Annotated in this window: 20 protein-coding genes and 1 tRNA gene; 17 read left to right on the forward strand and 4 right to left on the reverse strand. The window is 60.3% G+C overall.

The window, feature by feature from the left end; genetic code table 11:
* Positions 1–214 precede the first annotated feature (214 nt).
* Positions 215–1,564: an oxygen-independent coproporphyrinogen III oxidase gene (hemN, locus tag EOA22_RS02925; protein ID WP_063169226.1), complete on the reverse strand. Its 1,350-nt coding sequence runs from the start codon at positions 1,562–1,564 to the stop codon at positions 215–217.
* A 152-nt stretch (positions 1,565–1,716) separates the two neighbouring features.
* Here hemN and EOA22_RS02930 point away from each other — a divergent pair, with 152 nt between their 5' ends.
* The 12 genes from EOA22_RS02930 to EOA22_RS02985 all read left to right on the forward strand — a co-directional run bounded on the left by EOA22_RS02930 (position 1,717) and on the right by EOA22_RS02985 (position 15,875).
* Positions 1,717–2,460 carry a Crp/Fnr family transcriptional regulator gene (locus EOA22_RS02930; protein WP_024502861.1) on the forward strand — a complete coding sequence of 248 codons (744 nt, stop codon included), beginning with the start codon at positions 1,717–1,719 and terminating at the stop codon, positions 2,458–2,460.
* Between the two features lie 494 nt (positions 2,461–2,954).
* Positions 2,955–4,574 carry a cytochrome-c oxidase, cbb3-type subunit I gene (ccoN, locus tag EOA22_RS02935; protein ID WP_063169225.1) on the forward strand — a complete coding sequence of 540 codons (1,620 nt, stop codon included), beginning with the start codon at positions 2,955–2,957 and terminating at the stop codon, positions 4,572–4,574.
* The gene (gene ccoO / locus EOA22_RS02940) at positions 4,574–5,305 is read left to right on the forward strand and encodes a cytochrome-c oxidase, cbb3-type subunit II (RefSeq protein ID WP_063169224.1); all 732 of its coding nucleotides are present in this window, start codon (positions 4,574–4,576) and stop codon (positions 5,303–5,305) included. Before ccoN ends, ccoO begins: the two co-directional genes overlap by 1 nt.
* Before the next feature lie 11 nt (positions 5,306–5,316).
* Complete coding sequence (locus EOA22_RS02945; protein ID WP_024502864.1) at positions 5,317–5,466, forward strand: cbb3-type cytochrome c oxidase subunit 3; 150 nt, start codon at positions 5,317–5,319, stop codon at positions 5,464–5,466.
* Between the two features lie 2 nt (positions 5,467–5,468).
* Positions 5,469–6,332 carry a cytochrome-c oxidase, cbb3-type subunit III gene (ccoP, locus tag EOA22_RS02950; protein WP_063169223.1) on the forward strand — a complete coding sequence of 288 codons (864 nt, stop codon included), beginning with the start codon at positions 5,469–5,471 and terminating at the stop codon, positions 6,330–6,332.
* Between the two features lie 167 nt (positions 6,333–6,499).
* Entirely contained in the window at positions 6,500–8,059 is a 1,560-nt protein-coding gene (gene ccoG, locus EOA22_RS02955) for a cytochrome c oxidase accessory protein CcoG (RefSeq protein WP_063169222.1), read from the forward strand.
* A complete protein-coding gene (locus tag EOA22_RS02960) occupies positions 8,056–8,553 on the forward strand; it encodes a FixH family protein (protein ID WP_063169221.1) in 498 nt (165 codons plus the stop codon). Before ccoG ends, EOA22_RS02960 begins: the two co-directional genes overlap by 4 nt.
* Positions 8,550–10,829: a cation-translocating P-type ATPase gene (locus EOA22_RS02965; RefSeq protein WP_127389832.1), complete on the forward strand. Its 2,280-nt coding sequence runs from the start codon at positions 8,550–8,552 to the stop codon at positions 10,827–10,829. Before EOA22_RS02960 ends, EOA22_RS02965 begins: the two co-directional genes overlap by 4 nt.
* 5 nt (positions 10,830–10,834) lie before the next feature.
* Entirely contained in the window at positions 10,835–10,990 is a 156-nt protein-coding gene (gene ccoS / locus EOA22_RS02970) for a cbb3-type cytochrome oxidase assembly protein CcoS (protein ID WP_081714250.1), read from the forward strand.
* A 728-nt stretch (positions 10,991–11,718) separates the two neighbouring features.
* The gene (locus EOA22_RS02975; RefSeq protein WP_063169219.1) at positions 11,719–12,336 is read left to right on the forward strand and encodes a hypothetical protein; all 618 of its coding nucleotides are present in this window, start codon (positions 11,719–11,721) and stop codon (positions 12,334–12,336) included.
* A 280-nt stretch (positions 12,337–12,616) separates the two neighbouring features.
* Entirely contained in the window at positions 12,617–13,798 is a 1,182-nt protein-coding gene (gene ubiM, locus EOA22_RS02980) for a 5-demethoxyubiquinol-8 5-hydroxylase UbiM (RefSeq protein ID WP_024502870.1), read from the forward strand.
* Positions 13,799–13,973: 175 nt separating this feature from the next.
* On the forward strand, positions 13,974–15,875 hold the full coding sequence (locus tag EOA22_RS02985; protein WP_082826564.1) for an EAL domain-containing protein: 1,902 nt from the start codon (positions 13,974–13,976) through the stop codon (positions 15,873–15,875).
* A gap of 1,453 nt (positions 15,876–17,328) precedes the next feature.
* Here the strand turns inward: EOA22_RS02985 and EOA22_RS02990 are convergent.
* Together EOA22_RS02990 and EOA22_RS02995 are read right to left on the reverse strand one after the other, a co-directional pair.
* Positions 17,329–18,651 (reverse strand): integrase, encoded by a 1,323-nt coding sequence (locus tag EOA22_RS02990; protein WP_063169217.1) that lies wholly within the window; start codon positions 18,649–18,651, stop codon positions 17,329–17,331.
* Between the two features lie 114 nt (positions 18,652–18,765).
* Positions 18,766–18,855, reverse strand: a tRNA-Ser gene (locus EOA22_RS02995).
* Positions 18,856–19,259: 404 nt separating this feature from the next.
* On the opposite strand from EOA22_RS02995, the gene EOA22_RS03000 reads away from it, so the two are divergent.
* The 4 genes from EOA22_RS03000 to EOA22_RS03015 all read left to right on the forward strand — a co-directional run bounded on the left by EOA22_RS03000 (position 19,260) and on the right by EOA22_RS03015 (position 21,567).
* Positions 19,260–19,940, forward strand: a complete 681-nt coding sequence (locus EOA22_RS03000; protein ID WP_013529062.1) for a 50S ribosomal protein L21 — start codon at positions 19,260–19,262, stop codon at positions 19,938–19,940.
* A 97-nt stretch (positions 19,941–20,037) separates the two neighbouring features.
* On the forward strand, positions 20,038–20,307 hold the full coding sequence (gene rpmA, locus EOA22_RS03005) for a 50S ribosomal protein L27 (protein WP_013529063.1): 270 nt from the start codon (positions 20,038–20,040) through the stop codon (positions 20,305–20,307).
* A gap of 120 nt (positions 20,308–20,427) precedes the next feature.
* Entirely contained in the window at positions 20,428–21,015 is a 588-nt protein-coding gene (locus EOA22_RS03010) for a GNAT family protein (protein ID WP_024502874.1), read from the forward strand.
* A 21-nt stretch (positions 21,016–21,036) separates the two neighbouring features.
* On the forward strand, positions 21,037–21,567 hold the full coding sequence (locus EOA22_RS03015) for a GNAT family protein (protein ID WP_027163447.1): 531 nt from the start codon (positions 21,037–21,039) through the stop codon (positions 21,565–21,567).
* A gap of 7 nt (positions 21,568–21,574) precedes the next feature.
* Here the strand turns inward: EOA22_RS03015 and EOA22_RS03020 are convergent, their stop codons facing one another.
* Positions 21,575–22,444: an endonuclease/exonuclease/phosphatase family protein gene (locus EOA22_RS03020; RefSeq protein ID WP_013529066.1), complete on the reverse strand. Its 870-nt coding sequence runs from the start codon at positions 22,442–22,444 to the stop codon at positions 21,575–21,577.
* A 134-nt stretch (positions 22,445–22,578) separates the two neighbouring features.
* Here EOA22_RS03020 and obgE point away from each other — a divergent pair.
* Positions 22,579–23,561 (forward strand): GTPase ObgE (gene obgE / locus EOA22_RS03025; RefSeq protein WP_127389833.1); only part of this gene is annotated, 983 nt, incomplete at its 3' end.

Raw genomic sequence — 23,561 nt, forward strand, 5'->3', positions numbered from 1 at the left:
CCGCCGCCGGCTACAACTTCTCCCTCCTGCTCAGGTGGCTGAAGGGGTTTTTGTCGCTCTTGATTGCCCTGCTTCAAATCCGGCCGAAGCCGGTCGCCGCTTAGGGCTCGGATTGTTCACGGTCGACGATTTGATGCGGTAGTCGCCTATGAGCGGTCAAAACGAACGCAGCTGGTTCGCCGATCGACCAAACGGCGAGCGCACTGTGCTTTGCTCAGACCGCCACCGAGTGCCTCGCCGTTCCCCCTTTGAAATATGTATCGAACTTGGCCGCGATGGTTCGAATGAAGGGGCGACTTTCAGTCCGTACGAGGAAACTGTCACCATCGAATTCAAGCGCTCGGGCAGGATCGTGGAGTGCGATGGACCTCGAGCGATGAAGGAGCTGCTCGCCGGCTTTGCCGAACCGCTCCACCAGGTCGACTGCCGAGAAGGCAAAATCACACATCAGCCGCTCGATGATCCAGCCACGGACGCGATCGTCGTCGGAAAGGGCAACGCCGCGGACGGCAGCCAACCCGCCATCCGCAACCATGCGCCCGTACCCGGCAGTCGAAGCCATGTTCTGCACGTAGCCTTGGCGAAAACGACCGATGGACGAAGGGCCAAGTCCGATCAGTGTCGGGCAGCGATCCTCAGTGTAGCCCTGAAAATTGCGATGCAAAACCCCTGCGCGGGCCGCTATGGCCAGCGCATCGTCGGGCTTCGCGAAATGATCGAGTCCTATTGCCTCATATCCCTTGGCGACAATTGCCCGCGCCGCGAGTTGAGATTGGGCGAAACGCTCAGTGGGACTCGGCAGCCATGCCTCGTCGATCATCGTCTGATGCTTCTTGAACCAGGGCACATGTGCGTAGCCGAACAGGGCCATCCGGTCTGGCTCCAAGGTCAGTGCCTGCGCCACCGTGGAACAGATCGTCTCGCGTGTCTGATTCGGGAGCCCGTAGAGCAGGTCCAGATTGACCGATTCGACGCCCCGCGAACGAACCCCGTCGACGACTGCCTTGGTCTGCAAAAAACTCTGCTCACGATTAATTGCTTTTTGCACTTGCGGATCGAAATCCTGCACGCCGAGGCTCGCCCGCGTTACGCCGATTTGAGCAAGTGCATCAAGGCGCGCCTTGTCCATGTCGTTGGTTTCGATTTCGATGCTGACCGTAGCATCCGGGAGAAGGTCGAAGCTGTCCCGCAAGGCCGCTCCAAGAGCAACCATATCATCGGGCCTCAGAATAGTTGGCGAACCGCCACCGAAGTGGATTGCACGGACATGTGCCTTGCCGCTCACCAGACCGGCAATCGTGACGATTTCGGCATTCAGCGAGCGCAGATAAGCGGCCACCGGCTCATATTGGTGCGTCTGCTTGGTGTGGCAGGCGCAGAACCAGCAGAGCTTGTCGCAGTAAGGAATGTGCAGGTACAGCGAGATTTCGTCGCCGCTTTCCAGCGTCTCCAACCAGCCACGGTAAATGGCAGCATCGATCCCCGAATGGAAATGCGGCGCCGTCGGATAGCTGGTGTAGCGTGGGACGTTCTCGCTGAGTTTGACAGCTATTTCCGATTGCATCTCGCGTTCACCGTGTTGCCCGCCGGAACACTGCACGCATCGCTGAAGCAGACCCTGATCTCGATCAGCCGCGCTCATGGACAAACCGCCGCAGGATTTCTCTACCCTGGATGGGTATCCTGCCGGCAGTTAGGATCGGGTAAGGCGAACGCATGACCTTTCGGCAAGACATTCATAGTTCCGGCATTCCTGTTCTTTGCTTCCCTTGCGAGGCACGGCGTCGCGGTGTCTGCGGTGCGCTCGATCCAGACAATTTGGTTGGGCTCGCCAAGACTTGCTCGCGTCGCCGGATCGAGTCAGGAATGGAGTTGACCGGCGAGGCACAGAACGTCGACAGCTACTCCAACGTGCTTTCAGGCGTGGTAAAGCTATCAAAGAGCCTGTCGGATGGGCGCCAGCAGATCGTCGGTCTCCAGTTTGCACCGGATTTTCTGGGACGTCCTTTCAAGGAGGAAAGCTCGATCAATGCGGAAGCGGCAACAGCAGTCACGCTGTGTTCGTTTCCGCGAGCGGCCGTCGAACGGATGATGAAGGCGTCACGGGAATTCGAGCATCGCCTGCTCAAACAGACGCTGAATGAACTCGATGAGGCGCGCGAGTGGATGGTGACGCTGGGGCGCAAGACAGCTCCGGAAAAGGTGGCGACTTTTCTCCTCATGATGGCCCGGAATATCGATTCCAGTCTCGATGCGGCTTCCGGGTCGGCCTCCTTCGATCTGCCGCTGACGCGTGCCGAAATGTCTGATTTCCTTGGAATCACCAGCGAGACCGTGAGCCGCCAACTGACGCGATTGCGGGCTGACGGGGTGATTCGGATTGAGAACGCACGCCATGTGACGGTGGACAGCATAAGCCGTCTGGAGAAGCGCTGTGGCGGCGGACGCGAGCGGCCCTAAGCGGCGAGGCCATGTCGCATGACTCCGGGGCGGGCCGTGTTTGCCTTTTAATGCGATGTCGCCGCGCCTTCGACGAAGCGGCGTCACGGTTGTCGAGACAAACAGCTTTCGGGCTTTGATAGGAACGTGACCAATCGCCAGGTGTGTTTCGGCACATACCGGCGAAGCATGGTCCTTAATCTGCCACGGCTCGGCGGAACGATCGCGTTCGTTTCCAATGGGATCCGAACAACGTTTGGCAGGGCATCGGCAATAGCATCCAACGCGCGCAGAGCCTCAGCTTTCGCCTCAGCGATCGCGTCTGCGCCCGCCCAACCCAGGGAACGCCTTCCATGAGGGAGTGAGCCCGCGCTGCGTTCCTCGTTCATTCGCCACCTGCTGATTGCGCCGCACAAAATCGTGCGGCCTGACATAGATCAGGGCGAGGGGGCGGCGGCTGCGCGATTAGTGCGCTGCGGATTTGGCATCCACCAGATTCGAGATCGGGATCTGCAATGAAATTCGGCACAGAGATCGTCCTTCTAAGCGTGTTCGCTTTTGCGGCCCTGGTGGCCGCCGGCTTCGGCGTGGATGAACCTTTCCGCCGACACATGTGGGTGTTGTTCTTCGCAGTGGCTGGTTTCACTGCGATCCTGTTGCGCAACACGGAGTTCAGGCCAGCAGCTCCGATTGACCCATCCGCTTACATGGATGGTCCGATCCGCTACGGCGCGATCGCCACCGTGTTCTGGGGTGTCGTCGGCATGCTGGTCGGCGTGGTGATCGCGCTGCAGCTCGCCTACCCCGATCTCAACATCCAGCCCTGGTTCAATTTCGGTCGTTTGCGGCCGTTGCACACATCCGGTGTCGTTTTCGCCTTCGGCGGCAACGCGCTGCTTTGCACGTCTCTGTATGTCGTGCAGCGCACCTGCCGCGCGCGCCTCTTCGGCCGTGATCTCGCCTGGTTCGTCTTCTGGGGCTACCAGCTGTTCATCGTCATGGCCGCGACCGGCTACCTGCTCGGCATCACCGAGGGCCGCGAGTACGCCGAACCCGAATGGTATGTGGATGTCTGGCTGACCATCGTCTGGGTCGCCTACCTCATTCTGTTCCTTGGCACGATCCTGAAGCGCAAGGAACCGCATATCTACGTGGCCAACTGGTTCTACCTGTCGTTCATCGTGACCATCGCGATGCTGCATGTGGTCAACAACCTGTCCATACCAGTCTCGTTCCCGGGCTCCAAGAGCTACTCCGCCTTTTCAGGGGTCCAGGACGCCTTGACGCAATGGTGGTACGGCCACAACGCGGTCGGCTTCTTTCTCACCGCCGGCTTCCTCGGCATGATGTATTATTTCGTGCCCAAGCAGGCGAACCGGCCAGTCTATTCGTACCGGCTGTCGATCGTCCATTTCTGGGCTATCATCTTTCTCTACATCTGGGCCGGGCCGCATCACCTGCACTACACCGCCTTGCCCGATTGGGCGCAGACGCTCGGCATGGTGTTCTCGATCATGCTGTGGATGCCGTCCTGGGGCGGCATGATCAACGGCCTGATGACGCTGTCCGGCGCCTGGGACAAGCTGCGCACCGATCCGATCATCCGCATGATGGTGATGGCCGTCGCCTTCTATGGCATGTCGACCTTCGAAGGCCCCATCATGGCGATCCGGGCGGTCAATTCGCTGTCGCATTATACCGACTGGACCATCGGGCACGTCCATTCGGGTGCGCTCGGCTGGGTCGGCATGATCTCGTTCGGCGCGATCTACTACATGGTCCCGAAGCTCTGGAACCGTCAACGGCTCTACTCGCTGAGGCTCGTCACCTGGCACTTCTGGCTGGCGACACTCGGGATCGTCGTCTACGCCGCGGTGATGTGGGTGTCCGGCATCATGCAGGGCCTGATGTGGCGCGAATATGGCGAGCAGGGCTTCCTGGTCTACTCCTTCGCCGAAACCGTCGCCGCCATGCACCCCTACTATGTCCTGCGCGCCATCGGCGGCGCCATGTACCTCTCCGGCGCCCTGATCATGGCCTGGAACATCACCAGGACCATCCTCGGCCACCAGCGCGAGGAGGAGCCGATGCCGAGCCCCGTCGCCATCCGACCTGCGCGATCAGGAGCCAGGTAATGGGCTTGATGGACAAACACGCAATCATCGAGAAGAACGCCACGCTTCTTCTCGTTGGCTCGCTGCTCGTGGTGACGGTCGGCGGCATCGTCGAGATCGCGCCTCTCTTCTATCTCGACAACACGATCGAGAAGGTGGAAGGCATGCGCCCCTATTCGCCGCTCGAACTTGTCGGGCGCAACATCTATATGCGCGAGGGCTGCTACCTCTGTCATAGCCAGATGATCAGGCCGTTCCGCGACGAAGTTGAGCGCTATGGCCACTACAGCCTGGCTGCCGAGTCCATGTACGATCACCCCTTCCAGTGGGGATCGAAGCGCACCGGGCCGGATCTCGCCAGAGTTGGCGACCGCTACTCGAATGCATGGCATGTCGCGCATCTTACCGACCCGCGCTCGGTGGTGCCGGAATCGATCATGCCGAGCTATGGGTTCCTGAAAGACACGCCGATCGACGTGAAGGATTTCTCGACGCATCTGGTCGCCAACAGGCTTGTAGCCGTCCCTTACACCGATGACATGATCGCCCACGCCAATGCGGATCTGGCGGCGCAGGCCGATCCCAATGCCGACACATCAGGCCTTGAGGCGCGTTACCCAAAAGCCAAGATCGGCGACTTCGACGGCAACCCGCAACAGGTCACCGAAATGGATGCCCTGCTCGCCTACCTGCAGATGCTTGGCACACTGGTCGACTTCAAAAATTACGACGAAGCCGCCGGCTACCGCTGAGGAGAACGCTGATGACCTACAATTTGATGCGGGCGTTTGCCGACAGCTGGGGCCTGGTTGCGATGGCGCTGTTCTTCGTGGGGTGCATCGCCTTTGCCCTACGCCCCGGCAGCCGAAGGCTGGCCGACGAAGCGGCCCGCATTCCGCTCGAGGACGAGTGATCATGAGCGACGAGCATATCGATGAAATCTCTGGCGTCTCGACCACCGGCCACGAATGGGATGGTATCCGGGAGCTGAACAACCCGCTTCCCAGATGGTGGGTTATCACTTTTTACGTCACCATTGTCTGGGCGATAGGCTACACCATTGCCTATCCAGCATGGCCTCTGTTGCACTCGGCGACAACGGGTGTGCTCGGCTATTCCAGCCGCAACGAGGTCAGGAACGAGCTGACCGCGGCTGAGGCCGCCAAGGGCAAATATATCTCGGCGGTGGAGTCCAAGAGCGTCTCGGAAATCGCCGCGGACGACGGCCTGCGCGAATTCGCAATCGCCGCCGGTGGCGCCGCTTTCAAGGTCAATTGCGTACAATGTCATGGCTCCGGCGCCCAGGGTTCCAAGGGCTTTCCCAATCTCAACGACGACGACTGGCTGTGGGGCGGCAAGGCCGAGCAGATCCAGCAGACGATTACGCACGGCATCCGCTTCGCATCCGATCCGGACACGCGCCTGTCGGAAATGCCGGCCTTCGGCGACATCATTACCGCCGACCAGATCGCACAAGTCAGCGCCTACGTGGCCAGCCTTTCCGGCAAGGTCCGCGATGCAAGTCTGATCCAACCCGGCGCCAAGGTCTTTGCCGAGAATTGCGTGGCCTGTCACGGCGACAATGCAAAAGGCAACAGGGAATTCGGCGCCCCCGACCTGACCGATGCGATCTGGCTCTATGGATCCGGTGAGACAGCCATCGCCGCACAGGTCCGTGCGCCAAAACAGGGCGTCATGCCGGCCTGGGTTGGCCGTCTCGGCGAGATCAAGGTCAAGGAACTTGCAGTTTATGTCCATTCGCTTGGCGGCGGAGAATAGGAATGGAAGGTCCTATTCTTCGGTCCCCCCTGCCAAGCGGACGAGGCCCGGCGTGAGCCGGGCCTCGACACCATCCCTAATGCGATCTGCACAACCCGGCAAGGCTATCCTACGGCGAGGCTTTACGACAGGTGCCCCTGACATTGGCTGGGAAAGTGGAGTTGCACATGCGTGACAAGACGCAGTTGACAGGGCTCGAAACAGAAACTGTCAATTCCGCCAAAACCCGCAAGCCGCTTTATGCCGCGCGTCAAAAGATCTTTCCGAAGCGCGCCTCGGGCAACTTTCGTCGCTTCAAATGGCTGGTGATGACGATCACACTTGGCATCTATTACCTGGCTGCGTGGCTGCCTTGGGCTCGCGGTCCATTTGCCCCGGACCAGGCAGTCCTGCTCGATCTCGCGAACCGGCGCTTCTACTTCTTCTTCATCGAGATATGGCCCCAGGAATTCTTCTATGTGGCCGGCCTCCTGGTCATGGCGGGCGTCGGTCTTTTCCTGATCACCTCGACTGTCGGCCGTGCCTGGTGCGGCTATGCATGCCCTCAGACGGTGTGGGTCGATCTGTTCCTCGTCGTCGAACGTGCGATAGAGGGCGACCGTAACGCTCGCATGAAACTCGATGCAGGCCCCTGGACCGCCCGCAAGCTGATGCTGCGCTTATCGAAGCACGCCGTCTGGCTGGTCATCGGTGCGGCGACCGGCGGCGCCTGGATTTTCTATTTTGCCGATGCGCCGACGCTGGTTGGCGAACTCTTCACCGGCACCGCGCCACCCGTCGCCTACATCACTGTCGCCGTGCTGACGGCTACCACCTACACGTTCGGCGGTCTGATGCGCGAGCAGGTCTGCACCTACATGTGCCCATGGCCGCGCATCCAGGCAGCGATGCTCGACGAAAGTTCTCTCACCGTCACCTACAATGACTGGCGCGGCGAACCGCGTTCTCGCCACGCCAAGAAGGTCCTTGCCGCAGGGCTGCCGGTCGGTGACTGCGTCGACTGCAATGCCTGCGTCGCGGTCTGCCCGATGGGGATCGACATCCGCGATGGCCAGCAGATGGAATGCATCACCTGCGCGCTGTGCATAGACGCCTGCGACGGGGTCATGGACAAGCTCGGCAAGGAGCGCGGGCTGATCTCCTATGCGACACTGTCCGACTACAACGCCAACATGATGCTGGCGACCGCGGGCGGCTCCAGTTCAGTCAACCCGTCGCAGGTCAGGACCGCTGATGGCCTGTTCTCCGACAAGGTGGCGCATTTCCATATCCGCAAGATCTTTCGGCCACGCACCTACGTCTACATGGGTATCTGGTCGCTGATCGGCCTGGGTCTGCTCTATTCGCTGCTGACGCGCGATCGGCTCGAAGTCAACGTGCTGCATGATCGCAATCCGCAATTTGTCACGCTGTCCGACGGCTCGATCCGCAACGGCTACACCGTCAAGCTGCTCAACATGATCCCCGAGCCAAGGACGATCGTTGTCGCGATTCAAGGCTTGCAGGGCGCCGAGATGAGCGTGGTCGGCGACGACATCCCGGAAGGCCGTTCTTTTGCCATTCCGGTCGAACCCGACCGCCTGAAAATGCTGAAGGTCTTCGTGCGCCAGCCGGCGGATCAAATCCAGGGCACAGCGCAGACCTTCAAGTTCCGTGTCGAGGACAAGGCGAGCTTCGAGGCGGACGAATACACCGCCACCTTCAACGCGCCGGAGACTGCCAGATGACCGCTAACGCTGAAAAACCCCGCGTATTCACCGGCAGGCACATGCTGGCCATCATCCTAGCCTTTTTCGGGGTGGTCATCGCGGTCAATCTGACGATGGCAACGCTCGCCAACACGAGCTGGACCGGCCTTGTCGTCGAAAACACCTATGTGGCGAGCCAGCAGTTCAACAAGAAGGCCGAGGAGGGGCGGGCGCAGGCAGCGCTCGGCTGGACCGGCAAGCTGACCATCGCATGGGGCGAGGTCCGCTATAGCCTTACCGACGCCGTCGGCAAGCCGATTGCCTTGCATGGCGTCAAGGTGCTGTTTCGCCATCCCGCCTACGAGAAAGAGGACAAGGCGGTCAACCTCGCCCTCGCCTCCGGCCAGGAATTCGCAGCCCAGCACATGCCGAAGGATGGCGTCTGGATCGTCGAAGTCGACGCTGACGCCGGTCTGGCCGAGCCCTACCGCGAAGTCCGCAGGATCATGATTTCCCATGGAGCGCTGAAATGAGTTGTTGTGCACCGGGCGCCGAAATGGCGCTTGATCTGGGCAGCACCACGTCGGTCCTGCCGTCTAGTCAAGAGATCAGGCTGGCGAGCCGATCGCTTGGAGATGATCTCCGCCAAACCGATCTTTCGGTGCCGAGCGTTCATTGCGCAGCTTGTATCCAGACGATCGAGACGGCGTTGGGAACGCTCGATCGCGTCGAGAGCGCCCGCGTCAACCTGTCGACGAAACGGGTCTCGGTCCGCTGGCGTGGCGACGAGGTTCCACCGTTCGTCGCCGCGCTTGGACGGCTCGGCTACCAGGCGCATCTCTTCGCCCCCGAGATTGATGAAAAGGACAGGACGCTTTCGGAGTTGATCCGCGCCGTCGCGGTTGCCGGGTTCGCGGCGGGCAATATCATGCTGCTTTCGGTCTCTGTCTGGTCCGGGGCCGAAGGGGCTACCCGCGACCTGTTTCACTGGGTCTCCGCATTGATCGCCATCCCAGCGCTCGCCTTCGCCGGCGGCATCTTCTTCCGCTCGGCCTGGAATGCACTGCGCCACGGCCGCATGAACATGGACGTGCCGATCGCGGTCGGAGTGTCGCTCGCTTACGCCATGAGCCTCTATGAGACGATCAACCATGGCGACCACGCCTATTTCGACGCGTCGGTTTCGCTGCTTTTTTTCCTTTTGATCGGCAGGACGCTGGATCACGTGATGCGCGAACGTGCCCGCACCGCGGTGAAAGGCCTGTCGCAGCTGGCCGCACGCGGCGCCATGGTGCTGCGCGGCGATGGCGCGCGCGACTATCTGCCGGTTGGCGAGATCGAACCGGGGATGCAGCTGCTGATCGCGGCCGGTGAAAGGATCCCCGTCGACGGCAAGATCATCCACGGAGCGTCTGATCTCGACTGCTCGCTGGCCTCAGGCGAAAGCGCGCCGAAAAACGTGGCGCCGGGCGAAGCCGTGCAGGCCGGCGTGCTCAATCTTACCGGCCCGCTGACGATCGAGGCGACCGCCGCCGCGAAGGATTCGTTCCTCGCCGAAATGGTTCGGCTGATGGAAGCCGCAGAGGGCGGTCGCGCGCACTATCGCCGCATCGCTGATCGCGTGTCGGCACTCTACGCGCCCGTGGTTCATCTCACCGCCTTCGTGACATTCCTGGGTTGGATGGCGGCGACGGGCGACTGGCACCGGGCGATGACGATCGCCATTGCCGTTCTGATCATCACCTGCCCGTGCGCGCTCGGCCTCGCCGTGCCGATCGTGCAGGTGGTCGCCGCGCGGCGCCTGTTCGAGAACGGCATCATGGTCAAGGACGGTTCGGCCATGGAGCGCCTGGCGACGATTGATACAGCAGTGTTCGACAAGACCGGAACGCTCACGCTCGGCCAGCCCCGGCTCCTCAATGCATCGTCGATCGATCCGGCCATGCTGGCAATCGCGGCAGACATGGCCGCGCACTCGCGCCACCCGTTTTCAAAGGCCATAACCGGCTTTGCCGCTCCTGGCGGGCAACACAAATTCGATGCCGTCACAGAGCATCCGGGGTTCGGGATCGAAGCCACTGTCGCCGGAAGCATCTGGCGGCTGGGTCGACGCGGATGGGCTGGATGGAAGGCCCGGACCGGTGGTGAAGGCAACCATGGCTATGGCGGAACGGTGCTGACAAAAGACGGGTTCATTGTCGCGACCTTCGATTTCGAGGATGCGCTGCGCGCCGACGCGGCGGCGGCGATCAAGCGATTGAACGATACTGGGGTGTCGATGCAAATGCTGTCGGGCGATACCGCAGGTGCCTGCGGTGAAGTTGCAAGAATGCTGGGTGTCGAGGACTTCGTTCCGTGCCTGCTGCCGTCGGGCAAGGTCGAGCGCATCGAGACCCTGGCGAAAGACGGACACAAGGTTCTGATGGTTGGCGACGGCCTCAACGACACGCCGGCGCTGAGCGCGGCGCATGTCTCGATCGCTCCGGCCACCGCCGCCGACATTGGCCGCAATGCCGCCGACTTCGTATTCCTGCGCGAAAGCCTTCTGGCAGTGCCTCTCGCGCTGGACGTCTCGCGCAAGGCGGGACACCTGATCCGCCAGAACATCGCGATTGCGATCGTCTACAATGCCGTCGCCGTGCCGATCGCCATCCTGGGCCACGCCACGCCTTTGTTAGCGGCGATTGCCATGTCTGCCTCATCGGTGCTTGTTATTGGAAACGCATTGCGCTTGCACGGCTTCGGGGCGAATGCGACGCTGCAAGTTATTCAAAAAGTCGGACGCTCCGCAGTCAGCTATTCGGCATAATCCTCGTGACGACGTTGCTCTATCTCATACCAGTGGCCCTTTTTCTGGGTGCACTGGGTGTGTCCGGCTTCGTCTGGGCATTGCGAAGCGGTCAATACGAAGATCTCGACGGAGCCGCCGAGCGGATACTAATTGATCGGGACGACAAACCGGAACGCTGATTTCAATCCGCTGTGCATAAGATGCGCGGATCGCGCTCGTCAGTCGAGCCGGCTCGGTCGGGAACAAGCTGTCCATGCTCCATGCTCCATGCTCCATGCTCCATGCTCCATGACCATCTTGACCTAAGCTGCACACTACATTTGTGAAAAGCCTCTGTCGTGCGAAGGACTGCCTCCCATTGCACCCAGTATGAGGCGTGTGATGCCACGAGAGTACCTCGCGTGGCCGGACGAGAGCTTGGCAATGTGCGCACGGGTTCCAAAGTGGAACGTCACGGTCGATCACCTGACCGTGAACCGCCAGTGCCGATTGGTCATGTCTGGCTGATCCAGATCAGGGTCATACTCATCGGCGTGGTCTATTGACCAGTCTTCGACGGAGAAATGCATGACTTACGGAAAGATTGGTCGTCATTATCAGCACCTTCACGGTTCTGGGTTTTCTGTCGTGTGGTCGGCCATGCCTTGTGCTTACGGCGCAGCCATTAGCTGACCGGCGTCGTGTGTATCTCGCTTGCTGGCTGACCATCCGCGTGGCTTGCGCGGACAGGGGGCCGATCAACAGCTTTCGCCTTTGATGGGTTGTGTGCGTCGTTGCCGATCCATCCCGATTCCCGGCCCGCGCCTTGAGGCTATGCGACGGTACCGGAACCCAGCGCACGTCACGCGGTTCCGCGCGCGTGGTGTCCGCTCGTCACGACGATGAACGAACAAGCGGCTGGAGTACCATGAACACCGTACACATCATCGACTGCCACAATGCAAATGACTACTTCGCCGACAGGCAAGAGGGACCGATCGTGCAGCACTTGTTAAAGGCTGTCAACATCCGCGCGGAGCTCCAAATGGCGTTGAACCGAACGAAATTTGGTGAGGCTGTAGTACGAGCGATGGAGGCGGAGTGCGACGTGCTTCACATCGCCGGGCACGGCAATGGTGACGGGATCGCTTCGTCCAGTGGGCGAAGTGGCCTTCTTTGGGCTGACTTCGTAAAAATGTTCCAGGGCTCGCATCCAGCGCCGAAGATCCTCGTGATGTCAACGTGCTGCGGAGCATCATCGGGGTTGGGACGTGCGTTTTCGAAATCGATCAACCGTCCGAAGTTGATCATTGGTTCGAGTGACGCGCGCTATTTCGACGACTATGTCGCCGCGTGGGCTTTGCTCTATCGGCGACTGAATTGCAAGGACATCGACATCGAAGCCATGCAGCAGGTTCTTGATGAGATATGCGCGGTCGTGGATAAAAGTTTCCGCTACCTTGGCTGGGATGACGAGAGAGAGCGCTACGTTCGATACCCTCACCCTCGCAAGAGAGCCCGCTTCGACGTCGTGGAGCGTGAGTAGTATGCGCAAGGGTTCCAGGTGGAATGTGGCGATCGATGCGGCGCGGCCGTCGCTGACCAGCGTCGCGAGTGTCTCGCTTGCTGGCGGCGATCTGCGCGGCTGCGCGGCGAAAGGGCGGGATCGGTTAGCCGCATCCACCTCTGAGCGCTTTGAGTGCTTCGTTGCCGATCGATGCGAATCTCCCGGCCCAGCGCCTTTAGGCAATGCGGCGGGCACGGAGCTCATGTCACTCGGCTCAGTTCCACCGTTACACGAGGATAGGCGACCGGATGGCGGCACGCTGATGGGCTCTGACGATAATTTTGACATCGTTGTCGTTGGAGCCGGCCCGGTCGGCCTTTCGTTCGCTGCGTCGCTTGCCCAAAGCGAACTCAAGGTGGCAGTTGTTGAACAGAACACATTCGATAGTCTGGCGAATCCGGCTTTCGATGGTCGCGAAATCGCGCTGACCAACGCTTCGATCAGAACCCTTCGCGAGCTCGGCGCCTGGGATGTCATCCCGGCTTCGGACAAATCAGCACTTCAAGGCGCGCGCGTGCTCAACGGCTCGAGCGCATTCGCTCTTCGTTTCGATCCTCCCAGCAACTCTGGAGAACCGCTGGGGGTTTTGGTTCCAAATTGCCGGATCCGCGAGGCGCTGTTCAAAATCGTCCGCTTGCAGGATCGCGCCCGGCTGTTGTGCGGCCACTCGGTCGTCGATGCAACAAACAGCCAAGAAGGAGCAGTCGTAACGCTCTCTAATGGCGCGCGTTTAACTGCTCGGCTGGTTGTTGCCGCGGATTCGCGTTTGTCCGCCACGCGTGATCTGCTAGGCATCGGCGCCGATATCAACCGGCTTGGCCACTCGATGCTGATTTGCCGAGTGAGGCACGAGCGCGCCCACCACCAGATCGCCATCGAATGGTTCGATCACCATCAGACGATAGCGATATTGCCCCTCGCGGAGGGCATGTCGTCGCTGCTGCTCACATTGCGCTCAAACGAGGCCTATAGACTGCTTGCCTTCGATGATGATTTGTTCCTGTCGGAGTTGACGAAACGGTGTCGAGGGCGCCTTGGAAAAATGACCTTGGCAAGCAAGCGCCACACCTATCCGCTGGTCACGACCTGGGCGCACAAATTCCGGGCGCCGAGCGCCGCACTCATCGGCGACGCTGCCATCGGCATGCACCCGGTGACCGCTCACGGATTCAACATCGGTCTCAGCAGCCAGAAGCAACTCGCCCGTGGAATCATGACTGCGTGCCGCGACGGCCGCAATGTTGGCGACCCCGACATGCTGCATATATACGAAAGGCGGCTGCGCCTGTCGGCGGCGCCGCTCTACCATGCAACGAACATATTGGTTGGACTCTACTCCAGAGACCACCTGGCGGCACGGCTTGCAAGGCATCTGGGGCTTCGCTTTGCCCAACATGTTCCCCTTGTCCGGCATGGGATTTCGGCGGAGCTCCAGCGGTGATACTGCACCAGCAGTCGCATTTTTGCGCGTGCTGGGCGAGCGATGAGAGAGTGCATGATGCACCGGAGTAATCCTGCTCCCCGACGCTGATCTCCGATTGAAGAATTAACCCGTCCTTCAGGGGGGCTGCATAGGCTGCGGACAAGCAGGAGTAAGCAAGCTGACCCGTCCAGCCTTGGAAAAAGAAGATCCGCTGGAGGCGAGAATCCTTCAGGACCAGCTCGCTGATCTGAGGGCAGGCCTTTTCGTCTCAATGCCGATAAGCATTGTGCTGTCCGGGCTGATTTTGACCGTGCAGGCCCTTTCCGGGAACGGTCTTGCTGGCGCGGCCTGGTTTTCGGTCGTTAATGCGATAAATGCCGCCCGCCTTGCACTCGCCCGTCATCAGCTGAAGGAACCCGGAGTCCAGGATGATCTGACACGGGTTTGGCTGCGGCTTCGCTGGTTTGGCAGGCTTGCTCTTCTGGCGGGATTCACCTGGTCATTCCTTGCCGTCCTAACGGCTGGATACACGACGTCTCAAGCATCGCTGCATCTAATAATTCTGGCGGGCATTTCAGCTGGCGCGGTCACGTACGGCAGCTCATATGCTGCGGCAGCGATATGCTTCATCACACCGCCACTCCTCATTGCCGCCGCATGTTTGCTGACGAAGGGAGCCCCGGAAAACTACATTCTGGCTTTTGCCGTCCTGCTTTTCGAGGGCGGCCTGGTTCGATCCTCGTTCGTTGGACAAGCGCGCTTCCGTGACGCGAGCCGCCTGAGACATCAAGCCGAGCGGCTTGCCGCGGAAATGGAGCGCAATTCCAGGGAGGACCATCTTACCGCGCTCCTCAACAGGCGGGGCCTCGAACATGCAATCGATCAGTTTGAGAACACCGATGGACCCTTTGTGGCCATGCTGATTGATCTGGACGGGTTCAAATCTGTCAACGATACCTACGGTCACAGAACGGGTGACGAGCTGCTTGCCAGGATCGCCCGCCGAATAGAGGAAGAAGCACCGGAGGGCTCAACGCTCGCCCGCATCGGTGGGGATGAATTCGTGCTGGTTTTTTCTTCGCGAAAGAATTCTCCTTCTCCCACCAATCTCGCGTCCAATCTCATAGCCAAGCTTGCTCGCCCCTATCCTGGGATCGCATCAGTCCGCATTGGAGCGTCTATAGGAATCTACTTGGCTGAAAACCCCGGACTAACGGAAATGTTGTTGCGGGCCGACATCGCCCTTTACACAGCTAAGCGCCGCGGCAGGAATGAATTTTGTCTGTTCGATGCCGAGCTAGCCCGGGAGTTGCAACGCCGCCAGTCAATCGAACGCGATCTTCATTCGGCGATAACGATGAGAAGCTTGGTCGCTTGGTTTCAGCCAATCGTAAGACTCGAAACTGAAGCCGTCGTCAGTTTTGAAGCCTTGCTAAGATGGTCTCACCCGCTTCACGGTCCCATTTCTCCGCCCGAGATCATGACAGCGGCACGCGAAACTGGAATGCTTCAGCTGCTAACTCAAACGGTATTCGCCGACTGTTGCGCTCTTATCGAGGGCTTGGTCAAAGCTGACCGTCGTGATGTTCGTGTGGCGATGAATGTTTCACCGTGCGAGTTGGAAGCTGGCGATATTGACGAGATGATTCTTAATGGTCTGGCGGCAAAAGACCTCCCTGCAACGATGTTCGACATCGAGATTACCGAAGAAGCCCCAGTGGATCCGGACAGAGTGGATGAAAAGCTCGCCCGGCTTTCACATGCTGGCATTTCTATCGCGCTCGATGACTTCGGCACCGGTTTTTCGACGTTGGCATCGCTCAAGGACAGTCGGATCAGGAAGGTGAAAATAGATCAGGGCTTCGTTCGCGGCTTAGCCAAGTCCCGGGAGAATCGGCTGCTTGTCAAAGCGGTGATTGATCTTGGTAGGACGCTCGGGATCGAGGTCATGGCCGAGGGCGTTGAAACAGAGGCAGATCGGCAAACTCTGTACAAGCTTGGCTGCAGAACCGCGCAGGGCTTCCTGTTCTCTAAGGCAGTGCCTCTCCATTTGGCACTTGATTCGGTAGTAAAAGAGCACGCGAAGGAGTTGTGACCGGCCTCTCCGTCCGTGCTGCTCGCGGAACTTTCATGTGGGGTGGACCTGACGCGCGAAAGCCGTTTCGGACGGTAGAGTTATTACGGGGGCGAAACTGAGCACGTGGTTTGGATAGCAGCAATCCGGTCCACCGGCGCACATGCAGCGGCTTCATACAAGCGTTCAAGTTGCGAGATGAGCTTGAGTGAACGACGTCGGAGAATTGCGTCCTTTGGACGCTGGTTTCGCGGTTCCCGTAGGATTCGATTACGGGAAGCGTTCTTGGCTGCTTCTCGGCTCAGCGCTCATCGGGATGAACAACGTACCCGCGGTCAAGGTCTTCGCGACCTCAACCCAGTCACCATCCCGCAACAGCAGCGGTCGGGTCCTGATCAAGCGCTCAGCCTCAGCACAGGTGCTGGAGCAACGGTAGAGCGCGGAAAACGTGTATCGGAATGCGCTGGCTCACCATAGGAAGCTGCCACGGCATGTCGAATGTCCCCAGGGGGCGGACCGTTCCCTTGCATTTGTCTCGATGACGGGCTCTCAAAGCTAAAGCCAAGAGAGCTTTATAAAAATCGCACCCGATCGGCTGCGCAACGACGACCAGCTGAGGCCCGATCGGGTGCTAAGGTCGTGCCAAAAAAGGCGCGTCACTGTCGCATTTCTAGCCGGCTTGCGATCGGACGTCATCTCTTGGCGATCGCTGCCCCTTCTCTCAAATGCGCTTAGCGGCGCCGATGGCGAATAGCGCAAGCTTTTCCACCCGTTTCTACTCCACTACCGAGACTCGTCACCAACCTCCTTTTATTCGCTTCCATATGGCCCATCCTGTCTCCAATCGAGGAGGAGCGCGAACATGGGCCAAGCCGTAGAACGTCTCAGTCTCGGGAATTCTTCTGCTCGCCAAACTGCCGTTGTCGCCGGCACCATATTTGGCAGGGTGACAGTGCACGACAAGATATCAGGCGTTCTTGTCTGGGCTGAACTATGCTTGCAAGCCATAACCCAAAAATCGCCGATCCCTTTGAATTCGAGCCGGATGAATGGGTGTTTCAAAATTTTTGGCGGTTTTAGGCAGAACCCTCCGATGGCCCGCGTACCGGTCAAGCTTCGTGAGCACTTTAGGTTCGTCGATCAGGCATAGGTTTCTTTCCCATGCCACATGCTGGCCGTTTGCCTAGTTCGGAAGCCCTCGAGAGGCGTTGCTCGTCTTGGTATGGCGTCGCCCCTTTTTCCGATCCATCGGCCACGGAGCTAGAATGGTGTCTAGCTGTTGCCGCCTACTTGGTCATCCGGCATGGAGATGCCTATATACCGACCTTCGAAAGGCTGGAATACGAGGTCGAACAAATGCGGCGGAAGCTCGGAAATCGCGAGCGAGCGCAGCGCGTGCTGGCCACGCTCAACCTAAATGGCTCGGACAGCTGGAGCCGTGAGGTTGGTTCTCAAGGCCTGGATGGCGCCGCAATCACATTCGCCCGGGCGGGGTAAAAGCGATTTTTTGGAGCCACTCGCGCTTTTGCGCTAACGAAGGTCCCGCGCCGTATTTGGGCCGGATCCATTTGTGGCCCATCAGAGAAGCAATTACCTTCTCCGGCGCCTCAACTGCCGTCAGCCGGTCCTCGAAAGTGTGTCGCAGGCTATAAAGACTATGCTCGGAAGTCGGCAGAAGTTCCTTGCTGGCGAGCACCTTGTTGACGAGCGCTGAAAGTGACGCGGCCTTGTCGCGATAACGAGGAAAGCCGTCCGGATGGAGCTTGATGGCTGCAAGTGCGCCGCCAACCAAGGGAATGTCACGGGCTGAATGACCGGTCTTCAAGCGACGGCCATTGGGGCGCACCCGCACATGCGGGATTTCTCGATCGAGGTGGATTGTTTCGGTGGTGAGGTTTGCCGCTTCAGAAAGCCTGAGTCCGGTATCGGCAATCACATAGATTAGATGGCGGGCTTCGTCATTGAGTCCGTCGAGCGCGCCTTCAGCGAGTATCTTCTCCTGAATGAACTCCGCTGTGAACGCAGCGCGTTGCCCGGGGACGGCGCCGGAAAGACGCAGGTTTCGAAAAACCGGCTCCAGCTTGAGCTGGTGAGTCAGATCGACGACGCGCAGCATTTTCGAAACATGGCCGATGTCCTTGTTGGCCGTACCGATATCAAGTCCATCCTCAACGATCCGCTTTTGCCACCACTCGCGGAACGCGATTGCGTCGTCCCGAGTGAGGCTTGCGATCTCCTTGTCGCCAATGACTCCAACCAGATTGGCAACTGCGCGCTTTTTGGGGTTACGCCATTTCTTGATTTGGTTGGGCGACATGGTCAGCAAGTTCTGTTGCTCGATCGTCTCGAATTCCTTGATAAGACCGCTCAGGCGGACCGCTGGCCGCTTCTCCCCACCCATGACGGCCGAGACGTCCTGCGCGTCCTCGATCGATTTTTTGTCGAGGAGCAGCTTGATACGGGCCATGAGTTCGTCGAGCGGCCCCGCTGCTAGTTCCTCGTTAGTGCGATAGGCCAATCCAAATGACCGCGCGCGCTTCCTCGCGGCTTCGAAACGCAGCCCCGCCTCGGCGGATTGGCCTTCCCGCAGTCTACGCCAATACGCCTCCAGCCCCGCGCCGAGGCTTTGCACTGCATCTCGCGCCCGTACACCGCGGGGATCGTCAGCCACGGCGACGCCCGTGGAAATGCGTACTAGGCAGCGGCGATCAAACGCCGCGAATTCCTTCGGCACCCTGCGGACGAGATACCAGATGCCTTCACGTTTATGCGGCTTTGGCGCTGCGGAACGTCGCATTATCTTTCTCTAATGTTACACAGTTTGTTACACAGTCTAAGATATGTTTCGCTTCGTGCTGGTCAAGCGCAACAAGGAAGCTTTTGAAAGGAAAGGATTTTTATGGAAGCTAAATGGCGGAGAGGGAGGGATTCGAACCCCCGATGGGCTTGCACCCATGCCGCATTTCGAGTGCGGTGCATTCGACCACTCTGCCACCTCTCCGCGGTCATGGTCGGCCGTTGCCGGCGCGGCGCACTAGATAACGGCTGAACGGGCAGGTTACAAGGCCAATCCGTCAGTTATTTGGCTTGCCGGGCAAGCAGCGGATTCGCGACGGTTCAGCGGCGGCGAGGCCTGGGTAGGTTGGTAACCAGTCACGCGTGCTTGCCTCGACGACGGTCACGTCGTGCAGTCGTGCTGACACGCTCGATCCTTCGGCCGCCAACAACAGTCCCGACAACAGCTGTTTGCCTTGACTCGCACTCAACCTTCGGTTAGGGACAGCGCGCAATCGGCGTGGAGGGTTCTTCCGCGCCGCTTGTTTTTTGAACCCGCAGACTGACAAAAAGACGGCTGAACCGCCAGAGGCGGCTCATCAAGGCCGACCGAACAGCGAAAGGCAAAAAATGTTCGCAGTCATTAAAACGGGTGGCAAGCAGTATCGCGTTGCCGCCAACGATCTCCTGAAGATCGAAAAACTCGAAGCCGCTGTCGGCGATATGGTCGAGATCGGCCACGTCCTCGCACATGGCGAAGGCGAGAATGTCACGTTCGGCGCGCCGTTCGTCGACGGCGCGGTGGTCACCGCCGAAGTCGTCGAGCAGGGCAAGAACCGCACCGTCATCGCCTTCAAGAAGCGCCGCCGGCAGAATTCGCGCCGCAAGATCGGCCATCGCCAGCTTTTGACCACCGTGCGGATCTCCGAGATCCTGCTGGGTGGCGCCAAGCCGACGAAGACGGCAGCGGTCAAGGCGCCGAAGAAGGTGAAGGCCGAGGCCGCCACCGAGGTGCAGGCGGAAGCCGCGCCGAAGAAGGAGCCCAAGGCCAAGGCAGCCGAGACAAAGGCAGCCGAGACCGCGGCAGCGCCGCTGTTCAAGGCGCCCAAGGGTGAGCCGGACGATCTGACCGTGATCAAGGGCATCGGCCCGGTCGCAGCCAAGGATCTCAACGAGCAGGGCATCATCACCTTCGCGCAGCTCGCCAAGCTGACCGACAAGGATGTCGCCAAGATCGACGAGCACATGCCCTTCAGCGCCGACCAGATCAAGGACTGGCGCGAGCAGGCCAAGGAATTGGCGGCGAAGTAATTTTCTGGCGACCAGGTCGCCGGATCGGACTTGAAACGGAACGCGAACGCGTTCATAAGGCCTTTTAGGCGCCTTGCGGCGCAACGGAGTTAGTTAGATGGCACACAAGAAAGCTGGCGGCTCGTCGCGCAACGGTCGCGACTCGCATTCCAAGCGTCTGGGCGTGAAGAAGTTCGGCGGCGAAGCCGTCATCCCGGGCAACATCATCATTCGTCAACGCGGCACCACGTGGCATCCCGGCGTCAATGTCGGCATGGGCACGGACCATACGCTTTTTGCGCTCGAGACCGGCGCCGTGACGTTCAACAAAAAAGCCAACGGCCGAACCTACGTATCGGTCAACCCGATTGCCAAAGCCGCGGAGTAGCCGGTTCCGCACTAGAACACCGGCGCCCATCTCGGGAACCGGTGTCTGGCAAAGCCAGGAAAAGGATCAGGGGAGATGGGTTTCCATCTCCCCTTTTTCTTGTGCCTGGAGGACTTTCAAATGGTTGCCGAAGCGGAAGACTCAGAAGACGAAAGTTACGCGATAGACTGCCCGGTGCTGGTCACCGAGCGGCTGGTGATGCGGGCGCCCCACGAGGGCGATATCGCGCAGCTGGTCGAGCTTGCCGACAACCGCCATGTCGCCGAAATGCTGGCACGCATGCCGCACCCCTATGGCGAGGCCGAGGCGCGCGCTTTCCTGGCCATGACCAAATCGCGCCGGGCCGGCATTGCTTATGCCCTGACGCTGGCCGGCACCGACACCTTCGTCGGTTGCGCCGGCCTCAACACCACCGATCGCGGGCTGGAGCTCGGTTACTGGATCGGCGAGCCGCACTGGAAGAAGGGCTATGCGACGGAAGCAGCGCACGCGCTGGTCGATCTCGCCTTCCAGAGGACGTCGATCCAGGTCCTGCATGCCTCGACGCGGGTCATCAATCCGGCCTCGCGCCGCGTCATCCACAAGTGCGGGTTCCAGTATGCCGGCCAGGGCATGCTGAACTCGATCGTCGCCGGCCAGGTTCCCGTCGAGCGCTACCGGCTCGATCGCAAGACCTGGACCAGCCTGCGGAACTGGGTGCATTTCTGATGGATGACGACGGTCAAACCAATGGTCGACAGCAGCGATATTGAAACGGCCGCGATCGCGCCGATGACGCCTGGGGATATCGAAAGCTTTCATCGCGCGCTCGATGTCGTAGCGCGTGAGCGAAAGTACTTGTCCTTCCTTGAGGCGCCACCGCTGGATCAAGTCAGAAGTTTCGCAATGGATCGTATCGGGAGAGGCGATCCGGGGTTCGTGGCCGTTGTTCGTGGCGAGGTCGTCGGCTGGTGCGACATCTCACGCCATGATCGGCTCATCCATGCCCATCGCGGCTCCCTCGGGATGGGGATTGTTCCTCCCTATCGGGGGCGAGGGCTTGGACTGCGGCTCATCAATGCAACCTTGGCGCAAGCGCGCAGGGCCGGTTTCGTCCGCATCGAACTCTCCGTGCATTCCGACAATGCTCGCGCCATCTCTCTCTACGACAAGGTCGGGTTTGTCAGGGAGGGCGTGCAGCGCGATGCCGTCCATGTCGACGGGGAATACCGCGATACGATCATGATGGCGATCGTCGAACGCGAAAACGCCGCCAGATGAATGGCCATCAGCCCAGTTCGACCCACACCGGCAGATGGTCCGAGCCGACTGCCTTTCGGTCGACCCACAGACGCTGCAGGGATCTGGCAAGCGAAGCGCTGGTAAAGATATAATCGATGCGCTTGTGCCGGCTGGGATCGGTGGGTTGCTTGGGATCGACCCAACTGATGAGATCGTCGCCGGTGGCGTTCAGCCGCAAGGCGGCATCGACGGCGAAGTCGGCGGTCAGCGGCATGCCGAATTCATGGTCCGGCCGGCCGGCGAGTTCGACATATTCGGGTGAGCCGGCCAGCATGTTGAAATCGCCCATGCCGACAAAGGCTTCGGGATGCGGCAGTTCCGGCAGGCCGATCTCGGCGACGCCGGACAGTGCTCCGCCTTCGAGCGCATAGTTCAGCATGCGTTGGCGCAGGAACTGGATCTGGCTGGCGCGTTCGAGGGGGCTGCGGTGATCGAGATGGATGGAATAGAAGCGGATGAAACCAAGCGGCGTCTCGATCAGCGCTTCCAGCGCGCCGCGCTGGAAGTTCATCATCTCGAAGCTGCGGCTGCGCGGCAAAAGCAGGTTGCGCGACAGATGAATGGGCGTCCTAGACAGCACCATGTTGCCGAGCTGGAAGGTTTTCGTGACGGCACGGCCGTTGTCGATGTGCGAACCGATATTGGCCTCGAAATTGCTGCCATAGACGGCGAAATAGTCGGGCAGCGCCTCGCCGATCTCGGCGACCATGTCGCGGCCGCCATTCCGAGGATTGTTGCGGGTCACCTCCTGCAAAGCGATCACGTCGGCGCCGCGCACGGCATCGGCGATGCGCCCGACATCGTACTGCCCGTCGAGGCCGATGCCGTACTGGATGTTGTAGGTTACAAGCTTCATTCCGACGTCTCTCCGGCCAACCCCACATGGCCATTGTCACAAAACGGCCTCGCCCTTCGCCGCGCCTTGGTTTAGAGCAAGGGCCAAGGTTTAGAGCAATGCCGCAAAGCCACTAGTAGAAACTGTACAATCTCATGAAATTTCTCGATCAAGCCAAGGTATACATCCGCTCCGGTGACGGCGGCGCCGGTTCGGTGTCGTTCCGGCGTGAAAAATTCATCGAGTTCGGCGGGCCGGATGGCGGCGACGGCGGCCGCGGCGGCGATGTCTGGCTGGAGGCGGTCGACGGGCTGAACACGCTGATCGACTACCGGTATCAGCAGCATTTCAAGGCCAAGACCGGCGTCCACGGCATGGGCCGCAACATGACCGGCGCCAAGGGCGCCGACGTCACGCTGAAAGTGCCGGCCGGAACGCAGGTGTTCGAAGAAGACAACGAGACGCTGATCTGCGACCTGACCGTGGTCGGACAGCGCTTTCTGCTGGCCAAGGGCGGCAATGGCGGTTTCGGCAACCAGCATTTCAAGACCTCGACGAACCAGGCGCCGCGCCGCGCCAATCCCGGCCTGCCGGGGCAAGAGCTCAACATCTGGCTGCGGCTGAAGCTGATCGCCGATGCCGGGCTGGTCGGGCTGCCCAATGCCGGCAAGTCGACATTCCTGGCGGCGGTCACCGCAGCCAAGCCGAAGATCGCCGACTATCCGTTCACGACGCTGCATCCCGGCCTCGGCGTTGCCCGCATCGACGCGCGCGAATTCGTCATCGCCGACATTCCGGGCCTCATCGAAGGCGCGCATGAGGGCGTCGGCATCGGCGATCGCTTCCTTGGCCACGTCGAGCGCACGCGTGTGCTGCTGCATCTGGTTTCGGCGCAGGAGGAAAATCCGGGCAAGGCCTACAAGACCGTGCGAGCCGAGCTCGACGCCTATGGCCATGGCCTCACCGACAAGGTCGAGATCCTGGCGCTTTCCCAGGTCGACACGCTCGACGCCGATGCGCGCAAGAAGAAGGTCGCCTCGCTGAAACGCGCTGCCGGCCGCGCGCCGATGCTGTTGTCGGCGGTCACCGGCGAGGGCGTCGAGGCGGTGCAGCGGGCGCTGATGGCGGTGATTGCTGA

It is taken from the genome of Mesorhizobium sp. M7A.F.Ca.US.014.04.1.1 (assembly GCF_003998745.1).
Lineage (GTDB): Bacteria > Pseudomonadota > Alphaproteobacteria > Rhizobiales > Rhizobiaceae > Mesorhizobium > Mesorhizobium ciceri.